Source organism: Micromonospora antibiotica, from assembly GCF_017599305.1.
Taxonomy (GTDB): Bacteria; Actinomycetota; Actinomycetes; order Mycobacteriales; family Micromonosporaceae; genus Micromonospora; species Micromonospora antibiotica.
Genome location: NZ_JAGFWR010000013.1, coordinates 123,427 through 144,369 on the forward strand (window position 1 = coordinate 123,427; position 20,943 = coordinate 144,369).

Annotated in this window: 15 protein-coding genes and 1 pseudogene; 11 read left to right on the plus strand and 5 right to left on the minus strand. The window is 73.3% G+C overall.

Annotated elements, in window-relative coordinates:
- Nucleotides 1-155: 155 nt before the first annotated feature.
- Nucleotides 156-1,046, minus strand: a pseudogene (locus JQN83_RS21345) (alpha/beta fold hydrolase); the annotation flags it as partial.
- 401 nt (nt 1,047-1,447) lie between these two features.
- Here JQN83_RS21345 and JQN83_RS21350 point away from each other — a divergent pair.
- Nucleotides 1,448-2,017, plus strand: coding sequence for a carbonic anhydrase (locus JQN83_RS21350; RefSeq protein WP_307799521.1), 570 nt, complete (start codon nt 1,448-1,450; stop codon nt 2,015-2,017).
- A gap of 437 nt (nt 2,018-2,454) precedes the next feature.
- Here the strand turns inward: JQN83_RS21350 and JQN83_RS21355 are convergent, their stop codons facing one another.
- Entirely contained in the window at nt 2,455-2,784 is a 330-nt protein-coding gene (locus JQN83_RS21355; RefSeq protein ID WP_208568913.1) for a hypothetical protein, read from the minus strand.
- Between the two features lie 357 nt (nt 2,785-3,141).
- Between JQN83_RS21355 and JQN83_RS21360 the strand changes: the two genes are divergently transcribed.
- Both JQN83_RS21360 and JQN83_RS21365 read left to right on the plus strand, forming a co-directional pair.
- Entirely contained in the window at nt 3,142-3,630 is a 489-nt protein-coding gene (locus tag JQN83_RS21360) for a DUF3145 domain-containing protein (RefSeq protein WP_088647746.1), read from the plus strand.
- Between the two features lie 414 nt (nt 3,631-4,044).
- Nucleotides 4,045-5,775 carry a glycoside hydrolase family 3 protein gene (locus tag JQN83_RS21365; RefSeq protein WP_208568951.1) on the plus strand — a complete coding sequence of 577 codons (1,731 nt, stop codon included), beginning with the start codon at nt 4,045-4,047 and terminating at the stop codon, nt 5,773-5,775.
- 153 nt (nt 5,776-5,928) lie between these two features.
- Here JQN83_RS21365 and JQN83_RS21370 read toward each other — a convergent pair whose 3' ends face one another.
- Nucleotides 5,929-8,622, minus strand: coding sequence for a sugar-binding protein (locus tag JQN83_RS21370; protein ID WP_208568914.1), 2,694 nt, complete (start codon nt 8,620-8,622; stop codon nt 5,929-5,931).
- Between the two features lie 414 nt (nt 8,623-9,036).
- On the opposite strand from JQN83_RS21370, the gene JQN83_RS21375 reads away from it, so the two are divergent.
- From JQN83_RS21375 to JQN83_RS21410, 8 genes are all read left to right on the plus strand, one after another.
- Nucleotides 9,037-10,200, plus strand: a complete 1,164-nt coding sequence (locus JQN83_RS21375) for an ROK family protein (protein WP_208568915.1) — start codon at nt 9,037-9,039, stop codon at nt 10,198-10,200.
- Nucleotides 10,201-10,242: 42 nt separating this feature from the next.
- Nucleotides 10,243-11,286 (plus strand): extracellular solute-binding protein, encoded by a 1,044-nt coding sequence (locus tag JQN83_RS21380; RefSeq protein WP_208568916.1) that lies wholly within the window; start codon nt 10,243-10,245, stop codon nt 11,284-11,286.
- Nucleotides 11,287-11,447: 161 nt separating this feature from the next.
- A complete protein-coding gene (locus tag JQN83_RS21385; protein ID WP_208568917.1) occupies nt 11,448-12,521 on the plus strand; it encodes an ABC transporter ATP-binding protein in 1,074 nt (357 codons plus the stop codon).
- A complete protein-coding gene (locus tag JQN83_RS21390; RefSeq protein ID WP_307799522.1) occupies nt 12,518-14,299 on the plus strand; it encodes an ABC transporter permease in 1,782 nt (593 codons plus the stop codon). The genes JQN83_RS21385 and JQN83_RS21390 overlap by 4 nt, the downstream gene beginning before the upstream one ends.
- Entirely contained in the window at nt 14,296-15,300 is a 1,005-nt protein-coding gene (locus JQN83_RS21395) for a creatininase family protein (protein ID WP_307799525.1), read from the plus strand. Before JQN83_RS21390 ends, JQN83_RS21395 begins: the two co-directional genes overlap by 4 nt.
- Nucleotides 15,297-16,307 (plus strand): amidohydrolase family protein, encoded by a 1,011-nt coding sequence (locus JQN83_RS21400; protein ID WP_208568918.1) that lies wholly within the window; start codon nt 15,297-15,299, stop codon nt 16,305-16,307. Before JQN83_RS21395 ends, JQN83_RS21400 begins: the two co-directional genes overlap by 4 nt.
- Before the next feature lie 9 nt (nt 16,308-16,316).
- A complete protein-coding gene (locus JQN83_RS21405; protein WP_208568919.1) occupies nt 16,317-17,768 on the plus strand; it encodes an argininosuccinate lyase in 1,452 nt (483 codons plus the stop codon).
- A gap of 103 nt (nt 17,769-17,871) precedes the next feature.
- Nucleotides 17,872-18,786, plus strand: coding sequence for an ROK family protein (locus JQN83_RS21410; protein ID WP_208568954.1), 915 nt, complete (start codon nt 17,872-17,874; stop codon nt 18,784-18,786).
- An 89-nt stretch (nt 18,787-18,875) separates the two neighbouring features.
- Here the strand turns inward: JQN83_RS21410 and JQN83_RS21415 are convergent, their stop codons facing one another.
- Together JQN83_RS21415 and fabF are read right to left on the minus strand one after the other, a co-directional pair.
- Nucleotides 18,876-19,502 (minus strand): lipoprotein, encoded by a 627-nt coding sequence (locus JQN83_RS21415; protein ID WP_208568920.1) that lies wholly within the window; start codon nt 19,500-19,502, stop codon nt 18,876-18,878.
- Nucleotides 19,503-19,715: 213 nt separating this feature from the next.
- Nucleotides 19,716-20,942 carry a beta-ketoacyl-ACP synthase II gene (gene fabF, locus JQN83_RS21420; protein WP_208568921.1) on the minus strand — a complete coding sequence of 409 codons (1,227 nt, stop codon included), beginning with the start codon at nt 20,940-20,942 and terminating at the stop codon, nt 19,716-19,718.
- Between the last annotated feature and the right edge of the window lies 1 nt (nt 20,943).

Below are 20,943 nucleotides of genomic sequence, written 5' to 3' on the forward strand. Positions count from 1 at the left end.
ACGTGGCCGGGGGCGGGGACCGCGTGCCGCCCGGCGGTTCAGCCGGTCGGCCCGGTCCTCGCCGGGACGACGGCGGGCCGGCGAGGACCGGGCGGCGGCGGCGCGGCGGCCGTGACCTGGTCCGCAGGGTCGCGCCCGGCTCGCCGGCCGGCGGTCAACACCCGGTGCAGCACCCCGGCGAGGGCGGCGTTCACCTCGTCCGGGCGTTCCATCATCAGCATGTGCCCGGCACCCGGGCAGACGGTCAGCTCGGTGGCCGGCAGCGCCGCCGCGATCGACTCCGCGCACGGCGGCGGGGTCAACCGGTCCCGGTCACCGACCAGTGCCGCCGCCGGCAGGTGCGCCAACGCGGCCAGGGTGGCCAGCCGGTGCTGGGCACCGATCGAGGCGCGGAAGCCACCGATCGAGCGCAGCGACGCGCGGGCCACCGCCGAGGTGACCAGGCGGATGTCGGAGCCGGAGCACCGGTCACCGAAGAGCATCCACCGGATGCTCGGCGCGAGGGCGCGCAGCAGCGGACGAGGTGGCCGCCACGAGCCGCACCGGGCCAGCACCCCCGCCCCGGTGGTCTCGGCGAGCCGGATCAGCCGGGCGATCCGCGGCGACAGACCGTACACCGTGTGGGTGTGCCCCTCGGCGGTGGTGGAGACGAAGACCAGCCCGGCCGTACGGGCGGCGAAGTGGGCCGGATGCCGGTGGGCGTACTCCATCACCGTCATCCCGCCCATCGAGTGCCCGACCAGCACCACCGGCCCGGCCGGGGCCACCTCGTCCAGCACCGCCGCCAGGTCGTCGCCGAGCTGGGCCAGGGTCGCCGTGCGCAGCGCCATGCAGCTGGACCGGCCGTGCCCCCGGGCGTCGTAGGCGACCACCCGCACCCGGTCGCCGAACCGGCTACACAGGTCGGCGAGCTGCTTGTGCCAGGCCCGACCGTCCAGCGTCCAGCCGTGCAGCAGGACCACGGTGACCTCGGCATCGGCCGGGCCACTCACCTCGACATGCAGTCGTACCTCGTCGGGTAGCCGCAACTCCCGCTGATCCGGCATCGCCACCTCCCCAGGCCACCGGGACACATTCACCGGTGTGACCCGGCGGTAACACCGGCTACCCGACATCAGACCACGCCAACCGTGGTGGAGAGAAGATTCCCGACCGCCCCGCGCGGGGCCGCCCCGACGGCCAGTCTGGAGACATGCACCGTTCGCCCGCCGGAGCGGCCCGGCCTCCCCGAACGGCCCCCGTGGGCGCTGTCGGGTCGTCTCCGGTGGCATCCGTAGGTGCGGTCGGATCGTCTCCTGCGGGGCCTGCGGGCGTCGTCGGGCTGTCTCCGGTGGCACGTGCGGGCGCTGTCGGGTCGTCTCCAGTGGGACCTGCGGGACGAGCGGGACCTGCGGGACCTGTGGGGCCTGGCGGGTCGCCCGGGTCCGTCCGTCCGCCCCGGGCGGCGGTGGCAGAGCTGCTCGCCGGCAACCGGCGCTTCGTCAGCGGCCGACCGATCCACGGCCACGACGTCACCGCCGCCGCAGCCGTCGCCTCCGGCGACCAGCAGCCCTACGCGGTGCTGCTCGGCTGCATCGACTCGCGGGTGCCGCTGGAGGCGATCTTCGATCAGACCTTCGGCTCGATCTGCGTGATCCGCACCGGAGGGCACGTGCTGGACCGGGCCGTACGAGGCTCGATCGAGTACGTGGTGGACCAGCTCGGGGTGACGCTGGTGATGGTGCTCGGACACGAGCGGTGCGGGGCGGTCGCCTCGACCGTGCAGAGCCTGCGCACGGGGCAGCGGCCCGGCGGCGACCTGGGCTACCTCGTCGACCGGATCGCCCCGGCGGTGGTCGAGGTGGGCGCGCACCACCCGGCAGTCCATCCCCTGGCGGTCCGTCGGCACGTACGGCGTACGGTGCGGGCGCTGCGCACCGACGACCTGCTGGCCGGCCCGGTCGGCACGGGCGATGTCGACGTCGTCGGTGCCCTGTACGCCCTGGACACCGGCGAGGTCACCCTGCTCGAACCCTGACGCCCGGCCCCGCGCTGCCCCGCCCCGCCGCCGTGTTCGACCCCTGACGCCCGGCCCTGCCCCGCCGCCGCGCTGCCCCGCTCTGCTGCCCGGGAGGCAGCATGCTGCGCACGATCGCATGCTGTCCGGGGACCGCGTGCTGCCCCTGGGGCCGCGTGCTGCCCCTGGGGCCGCGTGCCGCGCCATGATCGCGCTCGATCCAGGTTGTAGTCCCTTCCATCACGCAGGAGGCCACTACAACCTGGATCGAGCGCGATCACCCGAGCGCGATCACCCGAGCGCGATCATCGCAGCGCGATCATCACAGGGCGATCATGGCGCAGCGCGATCGTCACGGCGGGATGAGGATGATCCCGCCGGGGTGGTGTGGGGACGAGAAAGAGGAACCGCCCGCCGGGGTGACCCGACGGGCGGTTCCAGATGTGCTCGGTGAGGGCTCAGCCCTCGAAGACGCCGGCCTCGACGAGACGCTTCTCGGTCTTGTCCCAGCCGTGGTCCGGGTGGGTGGCGGCGAGGTTGTTGATCTCGGCGCGGATCTTGGCGGCGTGGCCGGCGGTGGCCAGCGTCCGGATCTCCTCGACGAAGGCGTCGGAGTCGGTACGCAGGTGCGCGGTCTTGCCGTTGGTCAGGTTCCGCACGTAGGCGTGCTTGCCGCCGTTGAGCGGGATGAGGTACTTGAACTCGCCCAGCACGCTGAGGGCGCCACCCTGGCCAGCCTGGCCGGCCCGGACTGACGCGCGCGCGGTCTTAGAGGTGTTGCCTGCCACGGAGATGCTCCTTGCAAGACGTACGGGAGGACGGGGATCGTCCGGGGGCTGTAGCGGGTGACGCCCGGTCGGATCGTCGAACGCCCAGGTGGGTCATCGAACGCCCGGTTGGATCGTCGGCCCGCGAAGTGGTGCGACGGCGCAGAACCGCCCAGAGAAATATACACGACCACGGTGCCTGGCAGCTCACCGTGCCGTCGGAGAGCACAACCGGGTCACCGGTCCGGGTATTTCCCGGCGGCGAATTTTCCGATTCCCTGGCGCACCATCCGTCACAGGAGTCATCATGTGTGGCAACAGCCACTCGGGTGGTCGAGGTCGTAGGGGAAGACGCACCTCGCTCTCCGGGAGGTCACCGTGCCAACGCGTGGCGTCGTATACGTCCACTCGACCCCGCTCGCCGTGTGCTCACACGTCGAGTGGGCGATCGCGCGCGTCCTTGCCGCGCCGGTCAACCTGCACTGGACGGCCCAGCCCGTCGATCCCGGCGCCCGCCGGGCCGAGTGCGGATGGACCGGCCGGCCGGGGACGGGTGCCGAGCTGGCTGCTGCCCTCAGGCAGTGGCCCATGATCCGTTTCGAGGTGACCGAGGAACCCAGCACCGGCGCGGACGGCGAGCGTTTCATGCACGTGCCCGGCCGGGGCCTGTTCCGGGCCGCGGTGGGCGCGGCCGGCGACATCCAGCTCGGCGAGGACCGGCTGCGCAGCATCATGGCGTCGGTACGCCCGGAGGCGTTGGCGCACGCCCTGGACAAGGCGATGGGCACGGCCTGGGACGCGGAGCTGGAGCCCTACCGGTACGCCGGGGACGGTGCGCCGGTGACCCTGCTCACCCGGGTCGGCTGACCGCAGCGGCGCCGGTGGGCCGGGCGGCCGGTGTCCACCGCACCGGCGCGTCCGTGCCCCGATGCCCCGGGAGGGCGATGCCTGTCCGGCATGATGATGACCGCCAGGCATAGACCTCCCGGGGAAGTGTTGCTCACCTGCGACGCACGCCTAAGCGACTCGGGCGGTGATCGCGCTCGACGGGGCCTGCTGCGATGGGCGCGGGCCACGCCGCCTTCCCGGTCGGCAGGGGCAGGAAGTCCTTCCAGGCCGGCGGCTGCGTGCGGTCGGCGGTCTGAAGTGGGTGAGTCTGCTCACCCGGACCGGTCGTCCGACGGCCAGAAGAGCGGCTCAGCCGGACACCCGGTCGGGACAGGCATCCTCCACCCATCGCCTGACCTGGTCGGGTTGCCGCTGATCTCCGGCGCGGGTTGGATGGGCCGGGTGCCGAACTCCCCGCGACGTGCCGGCGTCGCTGTCGCCGCCCTGACCGCGCTGCTCGCCTCCGGATGTGCGGGGGAGGGGCAGGCTCCCGCGCCGGCCCTGTCCGGGGCCGCCCCGACAGCCAGCCCGACCGTCGCTGCGCCCACCGCCGACGACCCGGCCGGCCGGGCCGCCGCGCTGGCCGGCACGCTCGCCGACGAGGACCTGGTCGGCCAGGTGCTGATGCCCTACGCGTACGGCAGTTCGGCGACGACGGTGACGCCCGGATCAGCCACCGGCAACCAGGCCCTCGCCGGGGTCGACACCCCGGCCGAGATGATCGCGAAGTACCGGCTCGGCGGGCTGATCCTGGTCGGGTTCAGCGCCGACGATCCCACCTCCGGCAACCAGTCCACCACCAACGTCGACAACCCGGCCCAGGTGAAGAAGCTGACCGCCGGGCTGCGCGAGGCCGCCGGGAAGCTGGCCGCCGGCCCGGCCCCATTCCTGGTCGGCACCGACCAGGAGTACGGGGTGGTCACCCGGATCACCGACGGGGTGACCACGCTGCCCAGCGCGCTCGCCGCCGGGGCGGCCGACGATCCGGCCCGGACCGAGGCCGCCTGGAAGGCCGCCGGCACCGAACTGGCCGCGATGGGGGTGAACCTGGACTTCGCCCCGGTCGCCGACGTGCTGGCCACCCGCAGCACGGTGATCGGCTCGCGGTCCTTCGGCGCCGACCCGAAGCGGGCCGCCGGGCAGGTCGCGGGCGCGGTCCAGGGGTTGCAGAGCGCCGGGGTGGCGGCCAGCGTCAAGCACTTCCCCGGGCACGGGCTCAGCGCCGCCGACTCGCACCAGGAGGTCCCGGTGGTGGCGCAGCCCCGGGCCGAGTTGGACGCCACCGCCTTCCCGCCGTTCCGGGCCGGCATCGACGCCGGGGCGATGGCGGTGATGTCGGCGCACCTCGACGTCACCGCCGTGGACCCGGGCACCCCGGCCACCTTCTCCCGCAAGCTGCTCACCGATGTGTTGCGCGGCGAGCTAGGTTTCCAGGGCGTGGTGATCACCGACGGGATGAACATGCCGCCGGCGAAGCGCTACCCGCCGGGCGAGGCGGCGGTGAAGGCCCTGCTCGCCGGCAACGACCTGATCCTGATGACCCCGAACGTCGGCCAGGCGTACGACGGGCTGCTGGCCGCGCTGCGCGACGGCACCCTGCCCCGGGACCGGCTGGTGGCGGCGGTCACCCGGGTGTTGACCATGAAGTTCCGGCTCGCCGACCGACCGACGCCGGCGATGTCCACGCTCGACAGCGCCCCGCACCGGGCCGCCGCCGCCGCGTTGGCCGCCGCGGCGGTCACCCAGCTACGCGGGAAGTGCGGCGTGGCGGTGTCCGGCCCGGTCACCGTCACCACCTCCGACGGGCGGGACAAGACCCGGGCGGCGCTCACCGAGGCGTTGACCGATGCGGGCGTGCGGGTGGTGCCCAAGGGCGGCACCCGGGTGCACCTGGTCGGCTACGGCGACGGCCCGAAGGATCTCGCCGCCGACGCGGCGGTCACCGTGGCGATGGACACCCCGTACGTGCTGGAGAAGGCGGCTTCGCCGACGCTGCTGGCGACCTATTCGTCCAGTCGGGCCTCGATGACCGCGCTCGCCGGGGTGCTGGCCGGCAAGGCGAAGCCGACCGGGCGTTCCCCGGTGCCGCTGACCGGGCTGCCCACCACCACCTGCACCGGCTGACCCCGACTGCGCCCGCTGTCCGCTCTGGCGAGGGATGGGCGGTCCGGGTGCGCGGCCCGCCCCCGGGGGGAGCCGGGCCGCGCGGCGTCCGACGCCGACGTGGCCGGTCGCCGACGGAGGTCGACGACCGGCCACGGCCGGTGCGGTGGTGGATCAGTTCAGCGGGACCTGCTGGGCCACTGCCGCGCCACCGGACTCGAAGGCGGCCAGCAGCGACGTCGGGGTGCCCCCGCTGGTCGGGACCGTCACGGTGACCCGGTCACCGGCGGCCAGCCGTACCGTGTGCTCGCCCTGGGCCGTGTCGCCGTCCCAGGCGTACAGGTAGGCGGTGCCGGCCCGGTCGGCACGCAGGGTGACCTGCACGCCGTCGGTGACCCGGTGGGCCGAGGTCAGCCGCAGCGCCGAGTTCTTCAGCCTCGGCACGGCGGCCGGGGCCACCCCGTCCACGGCCGACTGGGCGATGGTCTGCGGGCTGTGCACGCTGCGCGCCGAGGTGTCCGGGAACACCGGCGTGCTGGGCTGCCGGGCCGCAGGCTGGTAGCCGGGCAGGGTGGTCAGACCGTAGCGGTACGGGTCGGCCCGGACACCGGTGAAGGTGGACCAGCCCAGCCGGGACTGCGAGCTGAGGTCCTGGGTGTCCGAGTCGTAGACCAGCACGTTGAAGCCCATCCGGGCCGGGTCCACGGCGTCCGGCAGCACCGCGAACGGGATCATCGTCTCGATGGTGTAGCCGGTGTACGGGGAGCTGACCTTGCTGACCACGGTCATCCCGGGTGCGGTGGTCGCCCCCGGCCCCTGCCGGTTGTCGGCGTCGCGCTGCCAGCACGGCGGGTCGCCGTTGGCCGGGTCGTCGGTGATCGGGAAGATACCGGCCTTGAACACGGTGGAGGTGTCCGTCGAGTTCCCCTTCGGGTCGACGATGATCTCCACACTGTCGGTGCGGCGCTGCCGCTTGCAGTCCTGCGGGACTACCTTCTTGCCCAGCACGTCGTCGGTGACCTGGACGATCACCTTCAGCCCGTCGGCGGTCCAGGCGATCCGGCCGGTCGCCGAGGCGTCCTGCGGGGTCGTGGCCTGCCCCTCCCAGATGCGGGAGAAGTCCAGCTCCGGGCCGGGGTACTCGCCGGGCGAGGCGACCCCGTCGACGGTGCCGGCCCCGGCGGCCGGGACCTCGGTGGTCGGGACGATCTCCAGTGCGCCGGTCTCCACGGTGCTGCCGGCGGCGCTGGTGGTGGTGATGGTGATGCCGTAGTCCCCGTCCGTGCCGCCCTCGTTGGCGGTCGGCAGGGTGGCGTCGGTGTTGGTGACGGTGAAGGTGACCGCCCCGGTCGCGCCGGGGGCCAGCGCGGGGTAGCTCTTGGTGGCCGCGTCGGCGGTGAAGCCGGCCGGCAGGCCGAGGGTGACGGTGCCGGAGCGGCTGACCCGGCCGTGGTTGCGCAGGTCGATGCGGACCGTGCGCTGCTGACCGGAGCCGATGGTGAGCACCGGCTTGATCAGGGTGTCCAGCTGCGGGTATCCGCCGTCACCGGCCCAGGTGCGGAACGTGCCCACCTCGGGCAGCGGCTCCAGGGTGCCCCGGACGTCGGCGACCACCCGGACGGCCCGGTCGGTGCGCCCGACACCCTGGCGGGTGGTCAGGGTGGCCCCGATGAGCTGCTGCTGGTTGGTGGCGGCATCGGCCGGGACGGTGACGGTGAACTTCCGGGTCCGCTCCTTGCCCGACGGCACGTCACTGTTGAGCACGCCGGAGCCCTTGACCTTCCAGCCGGCCGGCAGCCGCAGGTCGATCCGGGGCTTGACCAGGGCACGGTTGTGCGGGGCGCGCAGGTGCGCGGTGACCTCGACGGTCGCGCCGGGGGCCAGGTCGAACCGGTCGGTGGTGAGGTACAGCTCGGTGCCCTTGGGCAGGCCACCGGTCACCGGCGGCAGCACCGAGCCGCGCAGGATCGCCTCCGGGGAGGTGTCCGCCGGGTCGTACGGGACGCGGCTGTCGATCAGGGTGTAGAAGTCACACCGGATCTTGGTCGGGTCGGTGGGGGCGGCGGCGGTGCCGGCCCAGCCCTGGGTGACGTACTCCCGGCGGGCGTCGACCTCGATCTCGGCCCAGGTCTTCCCGCTGGCGCTCGGGGTGCCCTCCCAGACGCCGAAGACCTGGTCGGTCGGGACGGTGGGGGTGAAGCTGGTCGCGCACTGCGGGCCGGCGGCGGAGCTGCCGGTGCCGCCGCTGCGCAGGAACTTCGCGGCCCGGAACGGGCTGAGGCCCTCGGCGCTGAGCTGCTCGGGGAAGGCGTTCGGGTCGGCGGCGGCGGCGAACGCCTCGGCGGCGAACCGGGCGGCCTGCTGGTGGTTGCCGTGGTTGCCCGGGGTGGGCGACGGGTTCATCGTCATGATGATCTCGGGCCGGGTGGTCCGGATGACCCGGACGATCTGGCCCAGGGTGTCGTCGTGGCCCCAGATCTGCTCGGACAGCGGGGCGGACGCGGTGTACCAGAAGTCGACCCGGTCGAGGTTGTAGAGGTTCTCCACGCCGGCCTTGCCGATCGCGGTGCGTTCCTCGCGTTCGCGGATGATGCCCAGCGGCGGACCCTCTTCCAGGCCGACGGCGTTGCCGCCGCCCTCGCCCCGGGTGATGGTGACGACGCCGGCCTTGGCGCCGTACTTCTCCTTCCACTGGCCGAGGGTGGCGAGGCTGCCGGCTTCGTCGTCGGGGTGGGCGCTGACGAAGAGCACGTCGAGGTCGACGGCCTTGGGCGGGCGGACGTCGGCCGGGGCGGCGACGGCGGTGGCGGGCGCCCCGGCCACGGCCAGGGCGAGTGCGGTGGGTAGCAGGAAACCCTTGATGCGCATGCAGATCCTTCCGGGACCACGGTGTCCGGGCAGCGACGGTCCGCGTCGGACGCGGGGCGTCCGACGAGCGGTCGTCGGTGGACGGTGAGGCGGCGGGAACGGGAACGGTGGGCGTCGTTGGACGCGGTGCACCGGGTACGGCAGCGGTACGGGTTCCGTACACACTGGAAGGCCTTCGCCCGGTGACGCTAGGGACCAGCGTGGCGGCACGTCAATGTTCTGGAAGGTATTTCTTTCTTTGCAGAAGAAATAAAGTACGCCCTGTCCGGGATGTCCGGTGATATTCCGCCACGGCCGGCCCGTCCCGGGCGTCGGCCCCATCGCGGATGTCGTTGCTGCTCCGGTGCTGTCTGCGTGCTGGTCGAGACGGACTTGTTACTTGACTCTTTAATTCGTTCGCCGTAGGAAGGAAGTGTGACAGACGTGGTGACGCCACCAACGAGCCCGGTGAGCCGGGAGCGGTCGAAGGAGATCAAACGGCTTTCCGTGATCTCCACCGCCCGCCAGGTCCGGCTGCTCTCCCGGGCCGAGCTGACCGAGCTGACCGGCCTGAGCCCCGCGACGCTCACCCCGCTCGTGCGTGACCTGATCGCCGAGGGCTACCTGATCGAACGCGGGCCGGGCACCTCCCGGGCCGGCCGCCCCCGGGCGATGCTGGAGTTCAACCCGCGCGCCGAGCTGGTCGCCGCCGTCTCGTTGGAACCGTCCCGGATCAGCTGCGAGATCGCCGACAGCGACGGCGCGGTCGTCGCCCACCGCGCGATCCGGCTGACCGGCGACATTGTCGACACCATCTGCCGCTCGGTGCCCGAACTGGCCGGGGACGGCCTGCCGGCGCTGCGCGGGGTGGCCATCGCCGCGCCCGGCGTCATCTCCGGCGGTGCGGTCCGGCTCGCCCCCTCGGTCGGCCTGATCGAGGGCCGACCGATAGGGGAGTCGGTCCAGCGGACGCTGGGCGTGCCGGTGGTGGTGGACAACGACGTCAACCTGATGGCGGCCGGCGAACACGCCGCCGGGGCCGGCACCGACGTCGCCGACCTGCTGCTGCTGCACGTCGCCGACGGCATCGGCGCGGGCCTGGTGCTCGACGGCCAGGTCCGGCGGGGGGCCCGGGGCGCGGCCGGCGAGGTCGGGTTCCTGCCGCTGGACCCGGCCGGCCGGGGACACGACGGGATCGGCCCGTTCGAGGCCCGCTGGTCGGAGAACGCGATCGCCGAACGGGTGGTCGCGCTGGCCCCGGGCCGCCGCCCCGACTCGCCGGTACGCGCTCTGGTCGCCCTGGCTGTCACCGATCCGCACGCCGCCGGCTACCTCGACGAACTGCTGCACGCCTGGTCCCGGCTGATCGTCTCCTGCGTCTGCGTCATCGACCCGGGGCGGGTGCTGCTCAGCGGTGCCGCCGCCGACCTCGACGACGCCGCCGTCGGCCGGCTCCAGGACCTGGTCACCGCCGCCGCACCCAGCACCACCGAGGTACGCCGGGCCGTCCTCGGCGACCGGGCCGTGCTGCACGGCGCGGTCAGCTACGCCCTCTCCGCCGCCGCAGCCGGGTTGCCCACCCTGTTACCGGCCCCCTGACCTGCCCTGCCTCACTTCTCCCCAACCCCTCGGAGGTACCCCATGAGACGTCGACTTCTGCTCGCCGGAGCGCTCGCCACCGTCCTCGCCGCCGGCACCGCCTGCGGTGGCGGCTCGGACGACACCGCCGCGGGTGAGACGGAGAAGCTGACGATCTACACCGCCCGCGACAAGAAGGTCTCCACCTTCGTCGTGGACAAGTTCACCGCCAAGTACCCCGAGTACAAGGGGAAGGTGGAGATCCTCAACCTGGGCGCCCAGGAGATCCTGGAGCGGGTCCGGGCCGAGAAGGCCAACCCGCAGGCCGACGTCTGGTGGGGCGGCACCCAGCAGGGGCTGTCCGCCGGTGCCGGTGAGGACCTGCTCACCGCCTGGCAGCCCGCGTTCGCCGGCAAGATGGACGCCAAGTACAAGGACGCCGAGGGTCGCTGGTTCGGTGAGATCCTGCTGCCCGAGGTCATCATGTACAACAACAAGGCGCTCACCCCGGAGCAGGCCCCGAAGGACTGGGACGACCTGCTGAAGCCGGAGTGGAAAGACAAGATCGTCATCCGCGACGTGGCCGCCTCGGGCACCATGCGGTCGATCTACGCCGCGATGATCATGCGGCAGTCGCCGGACGGCAGCAACCCGCAGCCCGGCTACGACTGGCTCAAGAAGCTCGACGCCAACACCGGCGCGTACGCGGCCAACCCGGCCGACCTCTACCTCAAGCTCTCCCGCCAGCAGGGCACGCTGAGCGCCTGGAACCTGCAGGACATCCTGCTGCAGGCCAACCAGTCCAACATGCCGTTCGGCTACGTGATGCCGGCCTCCGGCGCCCCGGTGCTGGTCGACGGGCTCGCCGCGGTCAAGGGCGGCAACAGCGCCGGCGCGCAGAAGTTCATCGAGTTCCTCTTCGACGACACGCTCCGCGCCGACCTGGCCAAGGACTACTACCAGATCCCGGCCGTGGAGATCGCCCAGCAGCCGGAGTGGCTGGCCCAGCTCAACCTCAAGCCGCTCGACGTCAACTGGGACATCATCGGCAAGAACGAGACCGAGTGGATCAACCACTGGAACAGCCAGATCAAGAACAAGGGCTGACCCCGTACGGGTGCCGGGGGCCGTCCCGCCCCCGGCACCACCCGTCGCGCCGCCCACCGGGCGGCCCGTCTTCGCAACCGTCATCCGTTTCCCCGTGCCCACGGGCCCGGTCCCGCCACCCCGCCCGGCCAGGTCCGGTACCGCATGAAGGAGAGGACATCATGATCGATGTCACGCTGGAGTCGGTGAGCAAGCGCTTCGCGCGTGCCGGCGACACCGCTGCCGTCGACGACGTCGACATCAGCATCGCCGCCGGGGAGTTCTTCACCCTGCTCGGGCCGAGCGGCTGCGGCAAGACCACCACCCTGCGGATGGTGGCCGGGTTCTACTTCCCCACCTCGGGGCGGATCCGGTTCGGCACGGAGGACGTCACCCACCGGCCGCCGAACAAGCGCGACACCGGCATGGTGTTCCAGAACTACGCCCTCTTCCCGCACATGTCCGTCGCGCAGAACGTCGCGTACGGGCTGAAGATCCGCAAGGTGGGGCGGGCCGAGTCCGCCCGGCGGATCGAGGAGGCCCTCGGCCAGGTGCACCTCGCCGGCTACGGCGACCGCCGGATCGACCAGCTCTCCGGTGGCCAGCAGCAGCGGGTGGCGCTGGCCCGCGCGCTGGTCATCCGGCCGCGTACCCTGCTGCTCGACGAGCCGCTGTCCAACCTCGACGCCAAGCTGCGCGAGGAGACCCGGGTGGAGATCCGGCGCATCCAGCAGGAGGCCGGCACCACCGCCATCTACGTCACCCACGACCAGTCCGAGGCGATGGCGATGTCCGACCGGATCGCCGTGATGGAGTCCGGCCGGGTCCGGCAGATCGGCGCCCCGCAGGAGATCTACCACCGGCCGGCGACCGCCTTCGTGGCCCGGTTCATCGGCCGCAGCAACGTGCTCAGCCTGCCGGTGGTCACCGCCGCCGCCGAGACGGTCACCGTGGGCCTGCCCGACGGCAGCGAGACCGCCGTCGCCGCCCCCACCGACCACGGCCTGCGCGCCGGGGACACCGCCCTGGTCTCGGTACGCCCCGAGCACCTCGGCCTCACCTCGGCCACCGAGGCCGGCGCGCTGACCGGCCGGGTGACCGAGGTGGAGTTCACCGGCATGGCCACCAACCTCGTGGTCGAGGTGGCCGGCGAGCCGGTGCAGGTCGCCGCGATCGACGTCCCGGACGGCATCGCCGTCGGCGACCAGGTCGGCCTGCGACTCAACCGGGACCGCATGTGGGTGGTGCGCCCGTGAGTACCATTCCCGCCGCGCCGAGTGCGGCGACCGTGCCGCCGGTCACCCAGGATCCCGTCCCGCCGAAGGTCGACCGGCCCCGGCGTGGCCTCAACGCCAACTCGCCCTGGTTTCCGTACCTGCTGGTCTTCCCGCTGGCGCTGATCCTCTTCGGCTACGTGGTGCAGCCGATGTTCGCCACCTTCGCCGAGAGCGTCGGGGTGGACGGGGTGGCCAACTACACGGAGTTCGTCACCGGCTCCGGGGTGGCCCGGTCGGCGCTGCTCACCTCGCTGATGATCTCGGCGGCCAGCGTGCTGCTCTGCGGGATCGTCGGGGTGGCGATGGCCTTCCTGCTCAAGCGCTTCTCGTTTCCCGGGCGGCGGCTGATCGAGGCGATCATCCTGGTGCCGGCGGCGCTGCCGCCGCTGATCGGGGCGATCTCGTTCCAGCTGCTCTACAGCGAGACCGGCATCCTGCCGCGCGGCCTGCAGCAGCTCCTCGGCACGGAGAACCCGGTGCTGCCGTTCACCGGCATCGCCGGGGTGCTGGTGGTGCACACCTTCACCATGTACCCGTTCTTCTACCTCGCCGCCTCGGCCGCCCTGGTCGGGATGGACCCGTCGGTGGAGGAGGCGGCCTACAACCTGGGCGCGAGCCGGGTACGGGTGTGGCGCACCGTGCTGCTGCCGATGCTCACCCCGGCGCTGGTCTCCGCGTCGCTGCTGGTCTTCATGACGTCGCTGGCGTCGTACACCGCGCCGTTGCTGTTCGGCGTGGACCGCACGATGACCATGCAGATCTACATCAACCGCACCAACGGCGACCTGCCGATGGCCTCGACCTACGCGTCGGTGCTGGCGGTGTCCTCGGTGCTGTTCCTGCTCGGGATGCGCTGGTACGAGGGGCGGCGCAGCTACCGCTCCCAGTCCAAGGGCGTCGCCTCGCACCGCCGGGAGATCACCAACCCGCTCGGCAAGTGGCTGGCCCTGGTCGCCTCGGTGCTGGCCACCATGGTGCTGCTCGCCCCGGTGGCGACGATCGCCCTGGTCGCCTTCTCCCGGGACGGCTCGTGGACCACGGAGGTGATCCCGTCGGAGTACACGATGCAGAACTTCGTCACGATCTTCTCCGACCCGGGGGCGTACCGGCCGATCCTCAACTCGTTGCAGATGAGCCTGCTCGCCACGGTCGGCTGTGTGGTGGTCGGTGTGCTGATCGCGTACGCGGTGCGCCGGCTCGACTTCCGGGGCCGGGGGCTGCTCGACGTGGCGGTCATGCTGGCCTGGGCGCTGCCCGGCACGGTGGTGGCGATCAACCTGATCTCCGCGTTCAGCACGGGTAACGCGTTCAGCTTCGGTCAGGTGCTGATCGGCACCTTCTGGATCATGCCGTTGGCGTACTTCGTGCGGTTCCTGCCGTTGGTGTTCCGGTCGAGTTCGGCGACGCTGGCGCAGATCGACCCGTCGTTGGAGGAAGCGGCCCGCAACCTCGGCGCCCCCTGGTGGCGGGCGTTCGGCACGGTCACCCTGCGGCTGATGCTGCCCGGTGTGCTGGCCGGCGCGCTGCTCGCCTTCGTCAACGGGGTGGGCGAGTTCGTCGCCTCGGTGCTGATCTACACCTCGGAGACGGCACCCATCTCGGTCGAGATCAACAACCGGATGTACTCGTTCGAGGTCGGCACCGCCGCCGCGTACGGCATGCTCCAGGTGGTGTTGATCTTCTTGGTGATGGTGTTCTCCGGCCGCCTGCAGAACGGCGGCCGGGCCACCCGGGAGGCGGCGAAGTGGACGGCGTGACCTGGCCGACCGGTGGCGGGCTGCTGCCCGCCACCCGGATTCCCGGCGGCGAACTGGCCGCCGTCGCGGCGGCGGCGGACTACGCGGTGCTGCCCGTCGGCGCCGTCGAATGGCACGGCCCGCACCTGCCGCTCGGCACCGACCTGATCCTCGCCGAAGGCTTCGCCGCCGAAGCCGGCGGCACGTCCAGCCCGGCCGCCGGGGCCGGCGGTACATCCGGCCCCGCCGCCGGGGCCGGTGGCGCTGTCGCGTCGGCCGCCGGGTCCGCGCCGGCCGCCGGGTCCTCGGGGGATACGACCACCGGCTTCCCCGGGCCGCGCGGGGTGCTCTTCCCGGCGGTGCCGTATGCGGCCTGCCCGGGGCAGACCCGGCCCTGGCCGGGCACGGTGTCGATCCGGCCGGAGATCGCCGTCGGCTACCTCGCCGACGTGATCGAGGGGATCGTCGCCGCCGGTTTCCCCCGGCTGCTGATCGTCAACGGCCACGACGCCAACATGTCCACCGTGCGGGCCGCGATGGAATGGGTCTCCGGCCGGCGAACCGCCAGCCTGCTGCTGGTCAACTGGTTCCAACTGGTCACCCCGGCGGAGACCACCGAGCTGTACGGGCCGCTGACCGCCCGGGGGCACGGTGGCGCGTACGAGACCTCCGGGGTGCTCGGGTTCGATCCCGGCGCGGTCCGCCTCGACGCCGTGACCGACCTGCCGCCGAAGCCGAAGCTGCCGGTCGGCCATCCCTACGTGCTGGTCGAGTCCCGTCCCGACCCGTGGCAGGGCTGGTCCGGGCACATCTCGCTGGCCTCCGAGGCGGCGGGCCGGAAGGTCCGCGCCACTGCCGGCGCGCGGCTGCGGGAGATCGTCGCCGCCTGGGTGGCCGCCCCACCGCCCGCCCCACCCACCGCCGACCCGCTACCCGACGCGACGACCGACGGGCCGGCCCCGGCCGACGGGCCGACCCCGGCGGCCGGTGACCCGACGACGGTGACCGGGGGAGAGCGGTGAGCGTGGACCGGGGACTCGACATCGTCGACTTCCACCTGCACTTCCGCATCGGCACCGACGAGACGATCCACGCCTGCGAGGACGCCGCCGGGATGCACCCCGGCGGGGAACACGAGCGGGCCGTCCGGGCCGCCGGCTCCGCCCCGTACGCGAAGGCGTGGCGGCAGGCGTGGAGCTTCCCCGACCCCGAGCCGCCCGCCCCACGCTGGCAGGACGAGGCCGACCGGTGGGCCGACGAGCTGCGTGCGGTCGGGGTACGGCGGGCGGTCTTCGTCACCGGCGGCGGCAACGACACCGTCGCCGACGTGGTCGACCGGCACCCGGACCTGCTGCTCGGCTTCGCCCACCACGACCCGTACTCGCCGGGGGCCGCCGCCGAGCTGGAACGCGCGGTGACCGAACGGGGGCTGCGCGGGCTGAAGCTGTTCGCCCCGCTGCTACGCGGCCCGCTGGACCACGCCGACCTGGACCCGCTGTGGTCCACCGCCCAGCGCCTCGGGGTGCCGGTGCTGATCCACATCGGCCACTACGGCAGCGCCGGCGGCCTCTCCTTCGGCCGGTACGGCGGCCCCGACGAGCTGGCCCGGATGGCCCGCCGCTTCCCCGAGCTGAACGTGGTGGTGCCGCACTTCGGCGTCCAGCACGTGCAGGATCTGCTCTTCGCCGCCTGGGGCTGCCCCAACATCCACGTCGACACGTCCGGCTCCAACCAGTGGGTGCGCTGGATGCCGTACAAGCTGACGTTGGAGGACCTGTTCCGCCGCTGCTACGAGACGATCGGCCCGCAGCGCATCGTGTACGGCAGCGACTCGTCGTGGTTCCCGCGCGGCTACGTCACCCGCTACCTCGACGACCAGTTGCGGGTCTGCCGCGAGCTGGGGATGCCCGACGACCACCTCCGGACGATCTTCGCCGGTAACGCCGAACGGCTGCTGGGCCTGACCGACCGACCAGCCGAGAACCCGGGAGCCGGCCCCCGCGCCGCCTCCCGGCCCGGAAGGAAGTAAGGAACCGCCATGAGCGAGCTGACCACCTACCAGCGGCACCACCTGGCCCCCACCTACGACCACCACGTCGGGCACCTCTACCCGGCGATGGTGCGCGCCAGCCAGGCGCACGTGGTGATGCTGACCGAGCAGGGGCTGATCCCTGCCGAGCGGGGCGCCCGACTGTTGCGCGGGCTGGCCACGCTGCGCGCCGACGACAGTCCGGCCCCGGCGTTCGACGGCAGCTTCGAGGACACCTACTACCTGCTGGAGAAGACGCTCGCGCAGGCGTGCGGCGTGCCGGCGTCCGAACTGGACGTGCAGATGGCCCGCAGCCGCAACGACCTCGACGCCGGGGTGTTCCGGATGCTGCTGCGCGGCCAGCTCCTCGACGTGCTGGACCGGGTGCTGACCACCGGCCGGACCGCCCTGGACGTCGCCGACCGGTACGCCGACGTGGTGATCACCGGTTACACCCACCGCCGGCCCGCCCAGCCCACCACCATCGGGCACGCGCTGGCCGGTTACGCCGAGGCGCTGGCCGGTGAGGCCACCGCGTACGCCGACGTGATCGACCAGCTCAACGTCTCGCCGCTGGGGTCCTGCGCGTTCGCCGGCACCGACCTGGACATCGCCCCGGCCCGGGTGGCCGAGCTGCTCGGCTTCGACGGCCTGGTCACCAACTCCTACGAGGCGGTCGCCGGGGCCGACCACCTGGTGCGGGTGGGCACCCTCAACGCCCAGGCCCTGGCCACCGGCGCCCGGCTGGCCCGAACCCTGATGGACTGGCTGACCTGGCAGTGGGTGGCCACCCCCGGCGACTTCACCCAGGGCAGCAGCATCATGCCGCAGAAGCGCAACCCGGTGGTGCTGGAGCACCTGGTGTCGATGGCCGGCGCGAGCGCCGCCGACGCCGCGTCGGTGCTCAACAACGTCGGGGCGGCCTGGTGGGAGGACTCCAACAACGCCACCACCGACGTGCAGGTCCGGCTCTGGGACAGCAACGACCGGGCGGACCGGTTCTTCGCCCTGGTCGGCGGCTTCCTCGCCGAACTGGAGCCGCTGCACCCGCCGACCCGGGAGGAGATCGTCGCGTCCGGGGCCACCACCACCGCGGCGGCCGACGCGTTGACCCGGCACGGGGTGCCGTTCCGGGCCGCCCACTCGGTCGTCGGCCGGCTGGTCCGGGCCGGTGCGCCGGACACCTGGACCGCCGAGGGGGTCCGGGCAGCCGCCGACGGGCTGACCGACCGGCTGACCGACGACGCCGTCGCCGACCTGATCGCCGCCGCCGTCCAGCCCGACCTGGTGCTGGACCGGGTGCAGGTGGACGGGCCGGGTGCCGCCGCCGTCCGCGCCCAGGTCGGCACCCTGCGGGTCGCGTTCGACGCCGTCGCCGACCGGCTCGCCGCGACCCGGGACCGGCTGGCCCGCGCCGACGAGGCGCTGGACACGGTCGCCGCCGAGGTGGCCGGCCGGTGAGCGCGTCGATCCGACGATCCGGCTCCGGTCCGGCCCGGCTGTCCGGCGGAGCACCGGCGCGACCGCGGCCGACGGTGGTGACCGGACGGTGGACCAGGTGAGCATGCGACTGGCCGGCCGGGCCGCCGCCGGCACCCGCACCGACGAGCGGCTGCTCGGCATCGACTTCGGCGGCACCAAGATGGCCGTCGGGGTGGCCGACGGCACCGGTCGGCTGCTGGCCCACCGGCGGATCGCCACCCACGCCGAGCGGGGTGCCCCGCAGGCGTTGGACCGGGCGCTGGAGTTGGCGGCCACGCTGGTCGCCGAGGTCGGCGGGCCGCTGGTGGCGGCCGGGGTGGCCTCACCGGGGGTGGTCCGCCCCGACGGCATCGACCTGGCCCCCAACGTGCCCGGTTGGGAGCGGTTGCGACTGGCCGACGCGGTGTCCGCCGCCCTCGGGGTGGCCCGGGTGGCGGTGGACAACGACCTGAACGCCGCCGCCCTGGCCGAGCTGCGCCTCGGCGCGCTGCGTGACGCCGACCCCGGGCTGGTGGTGGGGATCGGCACCGGCGTGGCGGCGGCGGTCACCGTCGGCGGCCGGGTCCTCGCCGGGCATCGGGGGGCGGCCGGCGAGATCGGGTACGCGGTGGCCGGCGGCCCCTGGCCGGGCACCATGCTGGAGCTGGACTTCTCCGGCCGGGCGCTGGACCGGTTGGCCGACGAGCTGGGGGTGGCCGGGCACGCGGCCGGGCTGGCCGCCGCCGCCGAGCTGCCCGGCGTGGCCCGTGACGCGCTCACCGCCCGGGTCGACGAACTGGCCCGGCACCTGGTCACCTGCTGCCTGCTGCTCGATCCGCAGCGGGTGGTGCTGGTCGGCGGGGTGGCCGGCAGCGCGCTGATCCGGCGGCTGCTCGCCGACCGGCTGGCCGAGGTGCTCCCGAACCGCCCCGACGTGGTGCTGTCCCGGTTCGCCGACGACGCGGCGCTGCTCGGCGCGGTCACCCTGGCCCGGGAGGCGGTGCCGGCACCCCGCTGACCGGCCACCTGTGCGTCCGGCCGCGAGGGGGCGGACCGGTCGGCCCGTGCGTCCGGCCCACCCTCGGGCGGGCCGGACGCACGGCGCGGTCACTTCGGCAGGTCGGCGCTCGACTTCGCCAGCTGGTACGCCGGCAGCATCTCCTCGAACTCCTCGGCGTCCAGGCCGTCGAGGGTGACCATCAGCGTGCCGTACAGGGTGGACACCAGGATCGCCCGGTTGGGTTCGCCGTCCTCGGTCCAGGTGGCCTCGAAGGCGTCCAGCGGGCCGGCCTTGGTCCGCCGGTACTGCTGCTCCTTCGGGCTGTTGAACGCGGCGAGGTACTTGTCCACGGTGACCTGCGGGTTCAGCGGCGCGGCCCCGGTGATCTGCCAGACCCGCAGGAAACCGATGTTCCCGGCCGGCTTCGCGTCGATCTCGCACAGCGGCACGGCCGGGCCGAGCTTGAGATCGGCCCCGCCCTTCACCGCCTTGACCTTCCACTTCGCCGGCACCGAGAAGGTCATCGACAGCGTGCAGGCGCTGCCTTTCGGGCCGACCGTGGTGGCGGCGGCGGCCGGGGCGACGTCGTCGTGCCACGGTGGACCGGCGGCGACCGGCGAGGCGGTCGGGCTGGTCGACGGCGCGGGCGTCGTCGCCCGCTCCGTGGTGTCACCGGCGCAGCCGGCGGTGAGGGTGAGGGTGAGCGCGGCAAGTGCGGTCGTACGTCGGATCATCGTCCCGTTTCCCCGTTGGAGTTGCCGCCGTCGGTTGCGGCGGCCGACGGATGCTAGCCGACGGGTGGCCGGCCCTGCTGACCGTTTGCGGCCACCAAGCCCATGATCACTGTGCGGTTTCCGCGGATCCGCCCCACCGCTCGCCGCCCGACCACGCTGGACGCCGACGGCCCGGCACCCCGAGGGGGCCGGGCCGTCAGACTGCTGCTGCCGTCAGGGGCGGGTGAAGACCAGGGCGACGTTGTGGCCGCCGAAGCCGAACGAGTTGTTCAGCGCCGCCGGCACGTCCAGGTGGCGGACCTTGTTCGCGGCCACGTCCATGTCGAGGCCGTCGTCCGGGTCGTCCAGGTTGATCGTCGGCGGGATGACGCCGTCGCGGATGGTCAGGATGGTGGCGATCGACTCCAACGCGCCGGCCGCGCCGAGCAGGTGCCCGGTCATCGACTTGGTGGCGGTCAGCACCGGATGGTCACCGAGCGCCCGGTGCAGCGCCTTGATCTCGGCCAGGTCGCCCACCGGCGTCGAGGTGGCGTGCGCGTTGACGTGCACGATGTCGGCCTTGGCCACGTCCGCGTCGGCGATCGCCTTGGCGATGGCCCGGATCGCGCCGGCCCCCTCGGGGTGCGGCTGGACGATGTCGTACCCGTCGGAGGTGATGCCCGCACCGGCGAGCCGGGCGTAGACGTGCGCGCCCCGTGCGGCGGCGTGGTCGGCGCGCTCCAGCACCAGGATGCCGGCGCCCTCGCCGAGGACGAAGCCGTCGCGGCTCTTGTCCCACGGCCGGGAGGCCTGCTCCGGCTCGTCGTTACGGGTCGACATGGCCCGCATGGAGCTGAACCCGGCGATCGGCAGTGGGTGGATGACCGCTTCGGTGCCGCCGGCCACCACCACGTCGGCCCGGCCGGACCGGATCATGTCCAGGCCGAGTGCGATCGCCTCCGCGCCGGTCGCGCAGGCGCTCGCCACCGAGTGCACCCCGGCCTGCGCGCCCAGCTCCAACCCCACCCAGGCGGCGGGACCGTTGGGCATCAGCATCGGGATGGTGTGCGGGGAGACCCGGCGCGGGCCGGACGCCTCCAGGATGTCGTCCTGCGCGAGCAGGGTCAGGGCGCCCCCGATGCCCGAGCCGACGCTGGCCCCCAACCGCTCCGGGTCGAGCCCGGAGTCGGCGAGCCCGGAGTCCGCCCAGGCCTGCTGCGCCGCGATGAGCGCGATCGCCTCGGAGCGGTCCAGCCGGCGCAGCTTGACCCGGTCCAGCACCTCGGTCGGTTCCACCGCGAGTTGGGCGGCGATCCGGACCGGGAGCTGGCCGGCCCACTCCTGGGTGAGCGGACCCACCCCGGAGCGGCCGGCGAGCATGGCGTCCCAGGTCGACGCGACGTCCCCGCCCAGCGGGGTGGTCGCGCCGAGCCCGGTGACGACGACGTCGATGCGACTCATC

What these genes read in the sequence shown, in the direction of transcription:
- JQN83_RS21415 (WP_208568920.1), bottom strand. Translation starts at nt 19,502, where the DNA reads ATGATCCGACGTACGACCGCACTTGCCGCGCTCACCCTCACCCTCACC.
- JQN83_RS21365 (WP_208568951.1), top strand. Translation starts at nt 4,045, where the DNA reads ATGGGCCGGGTGCCGAACTCCCCGCGACGTGCCGGCGTCGCTGTCGCC.
- JQN83_RS21405 (WP_208568919.1), top strand. Translation starts at nt 16,317, where the DNA reads ATGAGCGAGCTGACCACCTACCAGCGGCACCACCTGGCCCCCACCTAC.
- JQN83_RS21385 (WP_208568917.1), top strand. Translation starts at nt 11,448, where the DNA reads ATGATCGATGTCACGCTGGAGTCGGTGAGCAAGCGCTTCGCGCGTGCC.
- JQN83_RS21370 (WP_208568914.1), bottom strand. Translation starts at nt 8,622, where the DNA reads ATGCGCATCAAGGGTTTCCTGCTACCCACCGCACTCGCCCTGGCCGTG.
- JQN83_RS21380 (WP_208568916.1), top strand. Translation starts at nt 10,243, where the DNA reads ATGAGACGTCGACTTCTGCTCGCCGGAGCGCTCGCCACCGTCCTCGCC.
- JQN83_RS21410 (WP_208568954.1), top strand. Translation starts at nt 17,872, where the DNA reads ATGCGACTGGCCGGCCGGGCCGCCGCCGGCACCCGCACCGACGAGCGG.
- fabF (WP_208568921.1), bottom strand. Translation starts at nt 20,942, where the DNA reads ATGAGTCGCATCGACGTCGTCGTCACCGGGCTCGGCGCGACCACCCCG.